Raw genomic sequence first — 14973 nt, 5'->3', positions numbered from 1 at the left:
TCTCAGGCTCCAGTCACGTCGGCAGGTCGGCGGCCGCCCGGCTCCGGAACCGGGTCGTATCCACCAGGATGGAATGGGTGGCAGCGCGACAGTCGCCGGACCGTCAGGCCGGCTCCCCGGAGCGCGCCGTGCCGGGCCACCGCCTCCAGGGCGTAGGCGCTGCACGACGGGTAGAACCGACAGCGGGCCGGCAACGCCGGACTTATCCACCGACGGTACGCGATGATGGGCAGGGTCAGCACCCGGGCACCCGGGGTACCCGGGCGCGACGTCGTCTGCTCGGCGCTCATCGAGGCCGCCGCCCCCGGCCGGACCGAGCGGCGACGAGCGCCGCATCCAGGTCGGCGCCGAGCCGTTGATACGTGGCGTCCGCCGCGGCCGGCAGGGCGCGTACCACGAGGGTGCTTCCGGCCGGCAGGTCGATAAGGCGTTCCCGGGTCAGCTGCCGCAACCGGCGGCGCACCCGATTACGGACCACTGCCGGCCCGACCGCCTTGGAAACCACGAAGCCGGCGCGGGACACCGGCGGGGAGTCTGTCTCCGCGTTGTCCCGCGCCGGCTTCGGCGCTGCATTGTCGGATCCGGCTGCGTTCGGCACGGTCAGATGAACGACCAGAGCGCCGCGGCCGGCTCGCCGGCCACCGCGAACCGCTGCGGCGAAGTCGCTGCTGCGCCGCAGTCGTTGGGCGGCCGCCAGCACGACTGCCACGTCCTCCGGAGCGGACCTGACCGGCCTCAGGCCGACAGGCGGGCGCGACCCTTGGCGCGACGGGTCGAGATGATGGCGCGGCCGGCCCGGGTGCGCATGCGCAGCCGGAAGCCGTGGGTCTTCGCGCGCCGGCGGTTGTTCGGCTGGTAGGTGCGCTTGCTCACGTCAGGCTCTCCGTTGTCGGACGCCCCGGACGAGTGGATCGCCGGGTCGTGGTGGTCCGGGCCGCCGCTGTGGTGGCCCCGATCGGTGCTGCCCGTCGGTGCGTGACCCCGGTTGCGCGGTGAGCGACCGCAGGCAGCGAGCACCCATCACCCTAGCAGAGGGCGTGAGAGCAGCCCCTCCAGCCTAGGTCGGGGGATAATCAGCGTCAAACCTGGCCACTCCGACGGTGAGCTGCGACGGAAGACGACCGAAGCGGTGGTTTTCACGAATGCCGACAGGGGTGAGCCGCGTCGGCGGTTGAAGACGCAGCGACAACGCTGTTACCGTGCCCGATTGCGGTCAGCGTCGGAGTTGCGCCGATGTCGCCGGCAGGCAAGACCGGACACGGTAGTGAATCGTTCGGCACGGTGAACCCCGCTTCAGTGCCCGGCCACGGCAGGGGGCAGGTCCGACCCGAGCCCGGCGGGCGGCCACAATCGGTCGGTACACAGGCTGTGGATAACTTGTGGAGAACGACCGGGTGCGGCGACCGGGTGGGTGGCGTGATCTCGCCCGCCGGTACGGGCCACCGGGAGACGGCGGCGTCCGGGAGCAGAGGCGAGGGGGTGGCACGACGGTGGCCGGTACGACCGACCTTGCCGCGGTGTGGACGGCGACGACCGACGAACTCGCTGACGAGATCATTTCCGCGCAGCAGCGGGCCTACCTGCGGCTGACCCGGCTGCGGGCGATCGTCGAGGACACCGTCCTGCTCTCCGTCCCGGATGCCTTCACCCGGGACGTGATCGAGTCCCGGCTGCGCCCGGCCATCACCGAGGCGCTCACCCGCCGGCTGGGCCGGCCGATCCAGGTCGCCGTCACCGTCCGGGTACCGGAGGACGGGCGGGCCATCGGCACCGTCTACCGCAGCACCCCCGAATCGGAGCCGGTGGACCACGGTCCCGGCGAGGCCGACGACCGGTCGACAGGTCTCGACGGCGGGCGGCAACTGCCGCTGATTCCCGAGCAGCCGCACCCCGGCCGTTTCGACCGGCCGCCGCTGCCGGACGCCACGCGCGTCGAGGACGATCCCCACACCTCAGCCCCCGACGGTCAGGAAACTCTCTTCGGTGCCGGGTTCGGCGAGCCCGTCCGGCCGGCGGAGAACACCGGACGGCGGGCACCGGAGCGGTTGAGCTTCACCGAGCAGGATGGGCATCTGGACCGAGCGCCCACCGGCGCGGGCGGCTTCGCGCCCCGGTACGGCGACGGGGCCGGCGTCTCGCCCCGCGACCAGCACGTGATCCGGGCGATACCCGCCGACGGAGGCACCGACAGCGGGCCGGGCCGCAGTGGCCCGGATCAGCGGCCGGTCGGCCGGGACGACCGACGGCTACCCACCGGCGCGGACAGCGGCGGTAACCGGCTCAACCCGAAGTACATGTTCGAGACGTTCGTCATCGGCTCGTCCAACCGGTTCGCGCATGCCGCGTCGGTAGCGGTGGCCGAGTCACCGGCGAAGGCGTACAACCCGCTGTTCATCTACGGCAGCTCCGGGTTGGGCAAGACCCACCTGCTGCATGCCATCGGCCACTACGCCACGACGTTGGGCAACGCCCGCTCGGTCCGGTACGTCTCGACCGAGGAGTTCACAAACGACTTCATCAACTCGCTGCGGGACGACAAGACCAGCGCCTTCCAACGCCGCTACCGCGACGTCGACATCCTGCTGATCGACGACATCCAGTTCCTGGAGAACCGCGAGCGGACCCAGGAGGAGTTCTTCCACACCTTCAACACGCTGCACAACGCGAACAAGCAGATCGTGATCACCTCCGACCGCTCGCCCAAGCAGCTGGCGACGCTGGAGGACCGGCTGCGTACCCGCTTCGAATGGGGCCTGCTCGCCGACATCCAGCCGCCGGACCTGGAAACCCGGATCGCGATCCTGCAGAAGAAGGCAGCCCAGGAGCGGCTCTACGCCCCGCCGGACGTGCTGGAGTTCATCGCCTCCCGGGTGTCCAACTCGATCCGGGAACTGGAGGGGGCACTGATCCGGGTCACCGCGTTCGCCAGTCTCACCCGGTCGAACGTGGAGCTGTCGCTGGCCGAGGAGGTGCTGCGGGACTTCATCCCGGACGGCGCCGGGCCGGAGATCACCGCTGACCAGATCATGGTCTCCACCGCTGACTACTTCGGGGTCAGCCTGGAGGACCTGCGTGGGCACTCCCGCTCGCGGGTACTGGTGAACGCCCGTCAGGTCGCCATGTACCTGTGTCGCGAGCTCACCGACCTGTCACTGCCCCGGATCGGCCAGGCGTTCGGCGGGCGGGACCACACCACCGTCATGCACGCCGACCGCAAGATCCGTCAGCAGATGGCCGAGCGGCGTTCGCTCTACAACCAGATCGCCGAGCTGACCAACCGGATCAAGCAGAACACCTGAGGGGTACGCCCGTCGTACGTTCACGGCGAAGGGTCTGGCCGGTTCCGGTCGGACCCTTTTTCGCGCTCATCGGTTGACCCTCAACGAGGTTCAGGCCACACCATCGAAGGCGTGTCCACACCGCCTGCCACTCGTTGTCCACAGCTCGTTATCCACGGGCAGTGGATGAACACGCGCCGTCAGCGCCCAGTTACCCACAGCCTGTGGAGAAACCCTGGGGACAACGCTGTGGACCGCTGTGGACGCCTGGGGACAACCAACGGCGCTGTCCACCGACGGACGGCTGCCTGTGGGAAAGCTGTTGAAGGTTCTGGGGATGACGGTGGACGAGACGCCCGCGACGATCCACAGGTCTGGGGAGAAAGTCGGTGGATTACCGGTGGACAACCGGTGGACGACGGTGGACAACCGTGTGCACGGAGAGCGCCTGTGGATCGCCGACCGGGTTTTTCCCCCGCCCATCCACAGCGAAACCACCTGTGTATAACCTGTCTGACCTGCCCATACTCGGGTTCTCCACAGTTTGCACAGGTGCGATGAAGACGATGAGTTATCTCTTCTAAAAGAACAAAAACCAATCATCACCGTTGGACTTCCTGTGGATCGGTCGACAGCCGCCGGGCCAGACCCGTCAGCAGCGACACGATCCACGGGGTCGGGCACACAGCCGATACCCTCGCGCCCTAAGGTGCGAGGGGTACCCGCACGCCAGGCGGGTCGGTGGGCAGCGTCCGGCATGAGAGAGTTGACGACGTCGACGTCGACGCGGAGGCATTAATGAAGTTCCGAGTGGAGCGCGACGCGCTCGCCGAGGCCGTGGCCTGGACCGCGAAGAGCCTGCCCAACCGGCCATCCGTACCGGTACTGGCCGGGGTGCTGCTGCGCGTCACCGATGGCAGCTTGCAGGTCTCCGGCTTCGACTACGAGGTCAGCAGCCAGGTCACCGTGGAGGTGCAGGGCGACGCCGACGGCGCTGCGCTGGTCTCCGGGCGGCTGCTCGCCGAGATCACCAAGGCGTTGCCGGCCAAGCCCGTAGACATCGCCGCCGTCGGGGCGCACCTCGAACTGGTCTGCGGCAGCGCCCGGTTCACCCTGCCCACCATGCCGGTGGAGGACTACCCCACCCTGCCCGAGATGCCGGCCAGCGCCGGCACGGTCGATGCCGCCGCGTTCGCCGCAGCGGTGGCACAGGTGGCGATCGCCGCCAGCCGGGACGAGACGCTGCCGATGATGACCGGGGTACGCATCGAGCTCTCCGGCGGCAATCTGGCCATGCTTGCCACCGACCGGTACCGGCTGGCCCTGCGCGAGATGGAGTGGAACCCGGACGACCCGGAGATCAGCCTCAACGCGCTGGTACCTGCCCGGACGCTCAACGACACCGCCAAGACCCTCGGCCCCCTCGGCGGCCAGGTGGTGCTGGCCCTGTCCCAGGGCGCCGCCGGCGAAGGCATGATCGGTTTCTCCGGTGGCACCCGTCGCACCACCAGCCGACTGCTCGACGGCGCCAACTACCCGCCGGTCCGCTCGCTCTTCCCCGCCAGCCACAACGCCGAGGCACAGGTGCCGGTCAGCGCCCTCATCGAGGTGGTCAAGCGGGTCGCCCTGGTGGCCGAGCGCGCCACCCCCGTGCTGCTCAGCTTCAGCGCCGACGGGCTGGTGGTGGAGGCCGGCGGCACCGAGGAGGCCCGGGCCAGCGAGGCCATGGAGGCCAACTTCACCGGCGAACCGCTGACCATCGGTTTCAACCCGCAGTACCTCATCGACGGGTTGTCCAACCTCGGCACCCAGTTCGCCGTGCTGCACTTCGTGGACGCCTTCAAGCCCGCGGTCATTTCCCCCGCTGGCGAGGATGGCGAGCTCATCGGTGGGTACCGGTACCTCATCATGCCGATCCGCGTGTCCCGCTGACCGGCAGAGCCAACCGCACCCACGAAAGGTCACCAGAGATGCAGCTCGGCCTGGTAGGACTCGGCCGGATGGGCGGCAACATGCGCGAACGGCTGCGCACCGCCGGTCACGAGGTGGTCGGTCTCGACCACAACCTGGAGCGCAGCGATGTAGCCAGCATGGCTGAACTGGCCGAGAAGCTGGACGCGCCGCGCGCGGTATGGGTGATGGTGCCCGCCGCCGTCACCGACGCCACCATCGACGAGGTGGCCGCCGTGCTCGACGAGGGCGACCTCATCATCGACGGCGGCAACTCGCGGTTCAGCGAGGACGCCCCCCGCGCGGAGCGGCTGCACGAACGTGGCATCGGCTACGTCGACGTGGGCGTCTCCGGCGGGGTGTGGGGCCGGCAGAACGGCTACGGCCTGATGGTCGGCGGCGCGCAGGAACACGTCGACCGGCTCATGCCGATCTTCGACGCGCTCAAGCCCGACGGCGAGTACGGTTTCGTGCACGCCGGGCCGGTCGGTGCCGGCCACTACGCCAAGATGGTGCACAACGGCATCGAGTACGGCCTGATGCACGCCTACGCCGAGGGCTACGAGCTGATGGCCGCCTCCGAACTGGTGACGAACGTGCCCGGCGTGATCAAGTCCTGGCGCGAGGGCACCGTGGTCCGTTCCTGGCTGCTGGACCTGCTCGACCGGGCCCTCGACGAAGACCCCGAGCTGACCCAGCTCAGCGACTACACCGAGGACACCGGCGAGGGTCGCTGGACGGTGGACGAGGCGGTCCGGCTCGCGGTACCGCTCAACGTCATCACCGCCTCGTTGTTCGCCCGGTTCTCCTCCCGTCAGGACGACTCACCGGCGCTGAAGGCCGTCTCCGCACTGCGGCAGCAGTTCGGCGGGCACGCCGTACGCAAGCCCTGACCGGCACCGCGACCCCGTGTACGTCCGCCGGCTCGAACTTGTCGACTTCCGCTCGTACGAGCGGATCGGCGTCGACCTCGAACCGGGCCCGAACGTCCTGATCGGCGCCAACGGCGTCGGCAAGACGAACCTGGTCGAGGCGTTGGGCTACGTCGCGACCCTCGACTCACACCGGGTCGCCACCGATGCCCCGCTGGTGCGGATGGGCGCCACCGCCGCGGTGATCCGCTGCGCGGTGGTGCACGACGGCCGTGAACTCCTGGTGGAGTTGGAGATCGTCCCGGGCAAGGCCAACCGGGCCCGCCTCGGCCGCTCCCCGGCCCGCCGGGCCCGCGACGTGCTGGGCGCGCTGCGGCTGGTGCTCTTCGCCCCGGAAGACCTCGAACTGGTCCGGGGCGACCCGGCTGAACGCCGCCGCTACCTCGACGACCTGTTGGTGCTGCGCCAACCCCGCTACGCCGGCGTACGCGCCGACTACGAGCGGGTGGTCAAGCAACGCAACGCGCTGCTGCGCACCGCGTACCTCGCCCGCAAGACCGGCGGGTCGCGCGGCGGTGACCTGTCCACCCTCGCCGTCTGGGACACGCACCTGGCCCGGCACGGCGCCGAACTGCTCGCCGGGCGGCTGGAACTGGTCGCCGCCCTGGCCCCGCACGTCACCAAGGCGTACGACGCGGTGGCCGCCGGCCGCGGCGCGGCGGGAATCAGCTACCGACCCTCGGTCGACCTCGCCGAACCCACCACCGACCGGGAGGTCCTCGCGGCGGCACTCACCACCGCACTTGAGGAGTCCCGCTCCGCCGAGATCGAACGCGGCACCACCCTGGTCGGCCCGCACCGAGACGAACTCACCCTCACCCTCGGCCCCCTGCCGGCCAAGGGCTACGCCAGCCACGGCGAATCATGGTCGTACGCGCTCGCGTTGCGGCTGGCCGGCTACGACCTGCTGCGCAACGACGGCATCGAACCGGTGCTGGTGCTCGACGACGTCTTCGCCGAACTGGACGCGGGCCGGCGGGACCGACTCGCCGAACTGGTCGGCGGGGCCAGTCAACTGCTGGTGACCTGCGCGGTCGCCGACGACGTGCCAGCCGCCCTGCGGGGCGCCCGGTACGAGGTGACAGAGGGGGCGGTGCGTCGTGCCGACTGAGCCACAGCCGCCGGACAGCGCGCCCCCGGGGCAGCCGGGTGGCTCGGCTGCGGGACGCGGTGCGCGTACCGCCAGGAAGGGCGGCACCGGTGACGGCGGCCGAACCGACAAGCCCGCCAGCCGCCCGGCGGAGCCGCCAGCCGCAACGCCCACGGCGGAGGCCGGCGGCACCCTGCCGGTGACCGGCGACGGCGAGGGCGTCTCCGGTCCGCAGCTGGCACGTGCGGTCCTGGATGCGGCGAAGGCGCGGCGGGAAGCCGCCGGCCGTCCCCGCCGTCGCACCACGACCGGGAGCGGCGAGGGCGAGCGCCGGCTGCGCGGCTACTCCGGGCCCGGACCGGACCCGCGTGACCCGCAGCCGCTCGGCGCGGTGCTCAACCGGCTGGTGAAGGCCCGTGGTTGGCAACAGCCGGCCGCCGAGGCCACCGTTTTCGGCGCCTGGGAACGGGTGGTCGGCGCGGAGGTCGCCCAGCACAGCCGCCCGGTGAAGCTGGAGAACGGAGAACTGACCGTGGAGGCCCGCTCCACGGCCTGGGCGACGCAGCTGCGGCTGCTTGCCGGCTCGCTGTTGCAGCAGATAGCTCGCGAGGTCGGCCACAACGTGGTCCGCAAACTGCACATCCACGGCCCGGCCGCCCCATCCTGGTCACGCGGCCCACGACGGGTGCGCGGCCGGGGCCCCCGCGACACCTACGGCTGACCGTCGCGGCGGCGTCCGGGGACCGTGGCTACGTCTGGGCCGCCCGGCGAGGTGCCGCCGACTCGGCGTAGACGGCGAAGCCGTTGTCGGCGCAGCGTCGGTAGAAGGCGGCGAGCACGCTCAGCTCAGCGCAGGTGAAGGTCCACTGCGGCGCGGCACCGCTGTCGTCACGCAGCGCGTCCAGCCGGCTGTCCAGCCACCGTAGCTGCTGCTCGGCCAGGCGGCCGTCGGCCAGCAGCGAGCGCAGCACCGTACCCACCGACTCGAAGGTGACCGCCTCACCGTGCGGGCGGTGCGTGGCCACGAAGCGTTCGATGCCGCCCGCGATCCAGCCGCACCCGTCCGGGTCGATCACCGGATCCTCGTCCTCGGCGGCGGCGTCTGTGGCGTAGAGCACACCATCGAGTCCGAGGATCAGATCCACCACTTCGGTGTACGCGGTGGCCCGGACCGTGCCTGTCTTCGCGATCAGCTCAGCGAGCGCGGCGGTCGGCGCCGAAATCCCCGGCACGTCCACGATGTCGCCGAAATCGACGAACTCGGCCGGTGCGACCGGGTCGTAGAAGCGGCCGGTCCGCGGCCACTGAACCGCGACGTTGTCCAGCCCCATCTGGTGTCACCTCTCAAGGCACGGGCGAGTGGATCGGGTCGATCGTCCGGTTCCAACGTTGAAAGATCAAGGCCGCTGCGGCAACCCGAGGGTCACGGATCGCCCGTCCCGGGTCGTACCAACCGGTACCGCCCACCTCTCACCGCCGGACCCGGCAGCGCCGTCACGCGACAGATCCGTTGATCATGCCATGGCGTGTAGGGGGAGTCGCGGACAGCGCGATTCGGCCCGCTACGGAGATCTGAGCCGCTGCGAAGGGGTGCCGAGTGGTGGTTCTGTCGCCCGCGCACAGTAAGATTGGCGTGAGACGAAGACCCGGTGCGGAGTGACGGGTCACGGGTCCGGTGCGGGCCCGCGATCATCCGTCCGACTCGGGTCGAGCCGATCGCGATCCGCGGGCAACCGCGGCGACCGGCGCGTTCGACCCGTACCCCGGAATTGTCCCCGGTGCCGGTCCGCGTGCCGACGTCGCGCCTGTCCGCCGAACCCGCGTTCGACGTGCCCTGTGGCGCGCCGGGCGCGAGAAAGTGGCCGAGGGTGGCAGCGCAGGAAAATCAGCAGTACGGCGCCGAGTCGATCACCGTTCTCGAAGGGCTGGAGGCGGTCCGCAAGCGGCCCGGCATGTACATCGGGTCCACCGGCGAACGCGGTCTGCACCACCTCGTGTGGGAGGTCGTCGACAACGCGGTGGACGAGGCGCTGGCCGGCTACTGCGACACCATCGACGTGGTGCTGCTTGCCGACGGCGGCGTCCGGGTCACCGACAACGGCCGGGGCTTCCCGGTCGACCTGCATCCCAAGCTCAAGAAGCCGGGCGTCGAGGTGGCACTGACCGTGCTGCACGCGGGCGGCAAGTTCGACGGCAAGGCGTACGCGGTCTCCGGCGGCCTGCACGGCGTCGGCGTCAGCGTGGTAAACGCCCTCTCCACCAGGATGGCCGTGGAGATCCACAAGGACGGCTTCGTCTGGCGGCAGCAGTACCACCACTCCAAGCCGACCGCCCTGGAGAAGGGCGAGCCGACCGACCGCACCGGCTCGGCGGTCTCCTTCTGGCCGGACCCGGACGTCTTCGAGACCGTCGACTTCGACCTCCAGACGATCTACCGCCGGCTCCAGGAGATGGCGTTCCTGACCCGTGGCCTCACCATCCACCTGCTCGACGAGCGGGTCGCGGAGGGTGAGGAGGGCAAGCTCCGCGAGGTCACCTTCAAGTACGACGGCGGTATCGCCGACTTCGTCCGCCACCTCAACGCCTCGAAGACCCCGATCCACAAGACGGTGATCGAGTACGGCGCCGAAGAAGAGGGCATGTCGCTCGAGATCGCCATGCAGTGGAACGAGTCGTACGGCGAGTCGGTCTACACCTTCGCCAACAACATCAACACGCACGAGGGCGGCACCCACGAGGAGGGCTTCCGGGCCGCGTTGACAAGCGTCGTCAACCGGTACGGCACGGACAAGAAGCTGCTCAAGGGTGACGAGAAGCTCTCCGGTGAGGACATCCGCGAGGGCCTGGCCGCGATCATCTCGGTCAAGCTGACAAACCCGCAGTTCGAGGGTCAGACCAAGACCAAGCTCGGCAACACGCCGGTCAAGAGCTTCGTGCAGCGGGTCTGCAACGACCGGCTGGTCGACTGGCTGGACCGCAACCCCGCCGAGGCAAAGATCATCATTACCAAGGCTTCCCAGGCGGCCCGCGCCCGGATCGCCGCCCAGCAGGCCCGCAAGCTGGCCCGGCGCAAGTCGCTGCTGGAGTCCGGCTCGATGCCGGGCAAGCTGGCCGACTGCCAGTCCACCGACCCGCGCGAGTCCGAGGTGTTCATCGTCGAGGGTGACTCGGCCGGCGGTTCGGCCAAGCAGGGACGGGATCCGCGTACCCAGGCGATCCTGCCGATTCGCGGCAAGATCCTCAACGTGGAGAAGGCCCGGATCGACCGGGTGCTGAAGAACAACGAGGTGCAGGCGCTGATCACCGCGCTCGGCACCGGCATCCACGACGACTTCGACATCGAGAAGCTGCGGTACCACAAGATCGTGCTGATGGCCGACGCCGACGTCGACGGCCAGCACATCCAGACGCTGCTGCTCACCCTGCTGTTCCGCTTCATGCGCCCGCTCGTGGAACTGGGTCACGTCTACCTGGCCGCCCCACCGCTCTACAAGATCAAGTGGAACCGGAAGGGTGACGACGCGCAGTACGCGTACTCCGACCGGGAGCGCGACGGGCTGATCGCCCTGCGTCAGCAGAAGAAGCCGAACGCCAAGCCGGACGACATCCAGCGGTTCAAGGGTCTCGGCGAGATGAACTACCCGGAGCTGTGGGAGACCACGATGAACCCGGCCACCCGTACGCTGCGCCAGGTGACCCTGGACGACGCGGCAACCGCCGACGAGCTGTTCAGCGTGTTGATGGGCGAGGACGTGGAGGCGCGCCGCTCGTTCATCCAGCGCAACGCCAAGGACGTTCGCTTCCTGGACATCTGACGGATCGCCGTACCGGGTCGGAGCGCACCGACCCGGTACGGGTCCACAGAGTTATCCACAGCTTGGCCGGTATCCACAGCCGTTATCCACAGCGCAAAAGCGACACCAAGTCTGATAAGGGTTAACAGTGACCGATTCCCCCGAGTCCACACCTAACGAGCCCGAGGTCCCCGAGGCGCTGGCCGCCGTCGTCTCGCACGACCGGATCGAGCCGGTCGGGCTCGAGGTGGAGATGCAGCGCTCCTACCTCGACTACGCGATGAGCGTCATCGTCGGGCGGGCGCTGCCGGACGTCCGGGACGGGCTCAAGCCGGTCCACCGCAAGATCCTGTACGCCATGTTCGACTCCGGCTACCGCCCGGACCGCGGCTACGTGAAGTGCTCCCGGGTCGTCGGCGACGTGATGGGCCAGTTCCACCCGCACGGCGACTCGGCCATCTACGACGCCCTGGTCCGGATGGCCCAGCCCTGGTCGCTGCGCTACCCCCTGGTCGACGGCAACGGCAACTTCGGTTCGCCCGGAAATGATCCGGCTGCGGCCATGAGATATTGCGTTACGGCAAATGCCCGTATTCGCACCGCTGTCGGAAGCGTGCGGATCGGCGACGTGGTGCCCGGCGCCGTGTCGAGCAGCGAGACCGACATCGACCTCAAGGTCCGCGACCGCAACGGCGACCTGGTCCACGCCTCGAAGTTCTTCCACTCAGGTGAGCACCCGACGCTGCGGCTGCGCACCCGCGAGGGGTACGAACTGACCGGCACCCACAACCACCCCGTGCTCTGCCTGGTGGACGTGGCAGGCGTGCCGACCCTGCTCTGGAAGCTGCTCGCCGAGATCTCCCCCGGTGACCGGGTGGTCCTCCAGCGCAGCGTGCCGGACGAGATCGGCTACCCGATGCTGGAGCACGTCGAGGCCGCAGTCCTCGCCGGTGCCTTCGTCAGCGAGGGCTGGGTGTCCGAAAGTCGCGCTGGCTTCAACAACATCGATCGCGAGTTCTTCGTCCGGGTGCTCGCCGCATACGACCTGGCGGTCGGTGGGCCCCGCTACGTCAGCGAGCGGACGATTGCCTCCGGTAGCAGGCTGCACGAGTTGGACGTCCAAGACCTCACCGCACTGCGGGCCAGCGTTCTCGGCGAGATGATCGGCGCGCGGAGCGCGGACAAGTTCGTGCCGGAGTTCGTCTGGCAGGGGCCGGCCGCGATCAAGCGGGCCTTCCTCCAGGCAATCTTCGAGGGCGACGGATCTTCCTCGCTGCTGCCGCGCCACACCATCCAGATCAGCTACTCCACCCGCAGCGAGCGCCTGGCCCGCGAGGTGCAGCAACTGCTGCTGGAGTTCGGCGTGATCAGCAAGCAGTGCCGGTACGACAGCGGCGAGATCAAGGTCGTCGTCACCAATCGTCGCGACGCCCGGATCTTCGCCGCTCACGTCGGTTTCCTCGGCCGCAAGCAGGCCAAGCTGGAGTCGGAGCTGGCGTCGGTGCCGGCGAGCAGCACCGCGCTCTCCAGCGACCACGTGCCGCTGGTCGGTGACTTCATCCGGGAGCACGGCGCCAGCCGCTGGACCGAGCGGGACTGGCTTCGCCGGCACAACGTGGACCGGGTCGAGCGGTGGGAGCGGGACCGCGACGAGATCGCCGCCCGGATCACCAACACCGAGGTGCTCGACGTGGTCGAGCCGCTTGTCGACGGGCGCTTCTACTACGCCGAGGTGGCCGAGGTCGCGGACGCCGGGGTGCAGCCGGTCTACAGCATTCGGGTCGACACCGACGATCACTCGTTCGTCTCCGACGGGTTCGTCAGTCACAACACCGAGTGCAAGCTCGACCCGCTGGCCATGGAGATGCTGCGGGACATCGACGAGGACACCGTCGACCTGCAGGACAACTACGACGGTCGGGCCAAGGAGCCCACCATCCTGCCGTCGCGGATTCCGAACCTGCTGATCAACGGCTCCGAGGGCATCGCGGTCGGCATGGCCACCAAGATCCCGCCGCACAACCTGCGCGAGATCGGCGCGGCGGTGCAGTGGTGCCTGGAGCACCCCGAGGCCGACGAGGCCGACACCCTCGAAGCGCTGTTGGAGATCGTCAAGGGCCCGGACTTCCCCACCCACGGTCTGATCGTCGGTCAGTCCGGCATCCAGGACGCGTACCGCACGGGTCGTGGCTCGATCCGGATGCGGGCCGTGGTGGAGGTGGAGGAGGACAAGCGGGGCCGGCCGGCGCTGGTGGTCAGTGAGCTGCCGTACCAGGTGAACCCGGACAACCTGGCCGAGCGGATCGCCGAGCTGATCAAGGAGGGCAAGCTCGGCGGGATCGCCGACATCCGCGACGAGTCCTCCGGGCGTACCGGTATGCGGATCGTGCTGGTGCTCAAGCGTGACGCGGTCGCGAAGGTGGTGCTGAACAACCTCTACAAGCACACGCAGCTTCAGGAGACCTTCGGCGCGAACATGCTGGCGCTTGTCGACGGGGTGCCGCGCACGCTGAACCTGGCGCAGTTCATCCGCTACTACGTCGAGCACCAGATCGAGGTGATCCGACGGCGGACGGCGTTCCGGCTGCGTAAGGCGGAGGAGCGGGCGCACATCCTGCGCGGTCTGGCCAAGGCGCTGGACGCGCTCGACGAGGTGATCGCGCTGATCCGGCGCTCGCCGACGGTGGAGGACGCCCGGCAGGGTCTGATCCGGCTGCTGGAGATCGACGAGATCCAGGCCACCGCGATCCTGGACATGCAGCTGCGCCGGCTCGCCGCGTTGGAGCGGCAGCGGATCCTCGACGACCTGGCCAAGCTGGAGGTGGAGATCGCCGACCTCAAGGACATCCTGGCCAAGCCGGAGCGGCAGCGTCGGATCGTCTCGGAGGAGCTGGGGGAGATCGTCGCCAAGTGGGGCGACGACCGACGCACCAAAATCATTCCGTTCGACGGTGAGGTCTCGATGGAGGACCTCATCGCGCGCGAGGACGTAGTCGTGACGATCACCCGGACCGGGTACGCCAAGCGGACCAAGGTTGATCTCTACCGATCGCAGCGGCGGGGCGGCAAGGGCGTCAGTGGCGCCACGCTGCGGCAGGACGACATCGTCAGCCACTTCTTCGTCTGCTCGACGCACGACTGGATGCTGTTCTTCACGAACAAGGGGCGGGTGTACCGGGCCAAGGCGTACGAGCTTCCGGAGGCCAGTAGGGTGGCCAAGGGCCAGCACGTGGCCAACCTGCTCGCCTTCCAACCGGACGAGCAGATCGCACAGATCATCGAAATCCCGAATTACCAGGTGGCGCCCTACCTGGTCCTGGCGACGAAGAACGGCCTGGTGAAGAAGACGCGGCTTGAGGAGTTCGACTCCAACCGGTCCGGCGGCATCATCGCGATCAACCTGCGCGATGAGGACGAGCTGGTCGGTGCTGCGCTCGTCGCTCCCAGCGACGACCTGCTGCTGGTCTCGAAGAACGCCCAGGCGATCCGGTTCAACGCCACGGACGAGGCACTGCGCCCGATGGGTCGGGCGACCTCCGGTGTGATCGGCATGCGCTTCAGCGAGGAAGATGAACTGTTGGCCATGGAGGTCGTCCGGGAGGGTCTGGACGTTCTGGTGGCCACGAACGGCGGATACGCGAAACGTACCCCGATCGAGGAATACCCGGTGCAGGGCCGGGGAGGTAAGGGTGTGCTGACTGCGAAGATCACCGAGCGACGCGGTGGTCTGGTCGGCGCTGTCGTGATCGACCCGGACGATGAGCTGTTCGCTATCACCAGCAACGGTGGCGTCATCCGGACTCCGGTGAAGCCTGTACGCCGTACGCGTGACCGGAACACAATGGGGGTCAAGCTGATGGACCTTCCGGACGGCGTGACTATCGTGGCGATTGCTCGCAATGCCGACGAGCCTGACGAACAGGACTAGT

The 14973-nt window shown here is 69.0% G+C and carries 11 protein-coding genes; 7 read left to right on the top strand and 4 right to left on the bottom strand.

Going from position 1 to position 14973, the window contains the following annotated elements:
• Positions 1 to 2: 2 nt before the first annotated feature.
• From yidD to rpmH, 3 genes are read right to left on the bottom strand one after another with little or no spacing between them, the layout of a single operon-like run.
• Positions 3 to 290: a membrane protein insertion efficiency factor YidD gene (yidD, locus tag O7624_RS15805; RefSeq protein WP_282236332.1), complete on the bottom strand. Its 288-nt coding sequence runs from the start codon at positions 288 to 290 to the stop codon at positions 3 to 5.
• Positions 287 to 700, bottom strand: a complete 414-nt coding sequence (gene rnpA, locus O7624_RS15800; RefSeq protein ID WP_282240647.1) for a ribonuclease P protein component — start codon at positions 698 to 700, stop codon at positions 287 to 289. The genes yidD and rnpA overlap by 4 nt, the downstream gene beginning before the upstream one ends.
• Positions 701 to 735: 35 nt before the next feature.
• On the bottom strand, positions 736 to 873 hold the full coding sequence (gene rpmH, locus O7624_RS15795) for a 50S ribosomal protein L34 (RefSeq protein ID WP_013736606.1): 138 nt from the start codon (positions 871 to 873) through the stop codon (positions 736 to 738).
• A 617-nt stretch (positions 874 to 1490) separates the two neighbouring features.
• Between rpmH and dnaA the strand changes: the two genes are divergently transcribed.
• The 5 genes from dnaA (at position 1491) to O7624_RS15770 (ending at position 7971) form a co-directional block, all read left to right on the top strand.
• Entirely contained in the window at positions 1491 to 3299 is a 1809-nt protein-coding gene (dnaA, locus tag O7624_RS15790) for a chromosomal replication initiator protein DnaA (RefSeq protein ID WP_282236331.1), read from the top strand.
• A 777-nt stretch (positions 3300 to 4076) separates the two neighbouring features.
• Positions 4077 to 5210: a DNA polymerase III subunit beta gene (dnaN, locus tag O7624_RS15785; RefSeq protein WP_282240646.1), complete on the top strand. Its 1134-nt coding sequence runs from the start codon at positions 4077 to 4079 to the stop codon at positions 5208 to 5210.
• A 38-nt stretch (positions 5211 to 5248) separates the two neighbouring features.
• Positions 5249 to 6121 (top strand): phosphogluconate dehydrogenase (NAD(+)-dependent, decarboxylating), encoded by an 873-nt coding sequence (gene gnd, locus O7624_RS15780; RefSeq protein WP_282236330.1) that lies wholly within the window; start codon positions 5249 to 5251, stop codon positions 6119 to 6121.
• A 16-nt stretch (positions 6122 to 6137) separates the two neighbouring features.
• Entirely contained in the window at positions 6138 to 7271 is a 1134-nt protein-coding gene (recF, locus tag O7624_RS15775) for a DNA replication/repair protein RecF (protein WP_282236329.1), read from the top strand.
• A 172-nt stretch (positions 7272 to 7443) separates the two neighbouring features.
• The gene (locus tag O7624_RS15770) at positions 7444 to 7971 is read left to right on the top strand and encodes a DciA family protein (protein WP_282240645.1); all 528 of its coding nucleotides are present in this window, start codon (positions 7444 to 7446) and stop codon (positions 7969 to 7971) included.
• A gap of 28 nt (positions 7972 to 7999) precedes the next feature.
• Here O7624_RS15770 and O7624_RS15765 read toward each other — a convergent pair whose 3' ends face one another.
• A complete protein-coding gene (locus O7624_RS15765; protein WP_210936319.1) occupies positions 8000 to 8581 on the bottom strand; it encodes a hypothetical protein in 582 nt (193 codons plus the stop codon).
• Between the two features lie 537 nt (positions 8582 to 9118).
• Between O7624_RS15765 and gyrB the strand changes: the two genes are divergently transcribed.
• Positions 9119 to 11065, top strand: coding sequence for a DNA topoisomerase (ATP-hydrolyzing) subunit B (gene gyrB / locus O7624_RS15760; RefSeq protein WP_282236328.1), 1947 nt, complete (start codon positions 9119 to 9121; stop codon positions 11063 to 11065).
• Between the two features lie 127 nt (positions 11066 to 11192).
• Positions 11193 to 14972: an intein-containing DNA gyrase subunit A gene (gene gyrA / locus O7624_RS15755; RefSeq protein ID WP_282236327.1), complete on the top strand. Its 3780-nt coding sequence runs from the start codon at positions 11193 to 11195 to the stop codon at positions 14970 to 14972.
• Position 14973: the final 1 nt, after the last annotated feature.

The organism is Verrucosispora sp. WMMD1129, from assembly GCF_029581255.1.
Lineage (GTDB): Bacteria > Actinomycetota > Actinomycetes > Mycobacteriales > Micromonosporaceae > Micromonospora > Micromonospora sediminimaris.
This window is presented reverse-complemented; position numbering and strand designations above follow the sequence as displayed.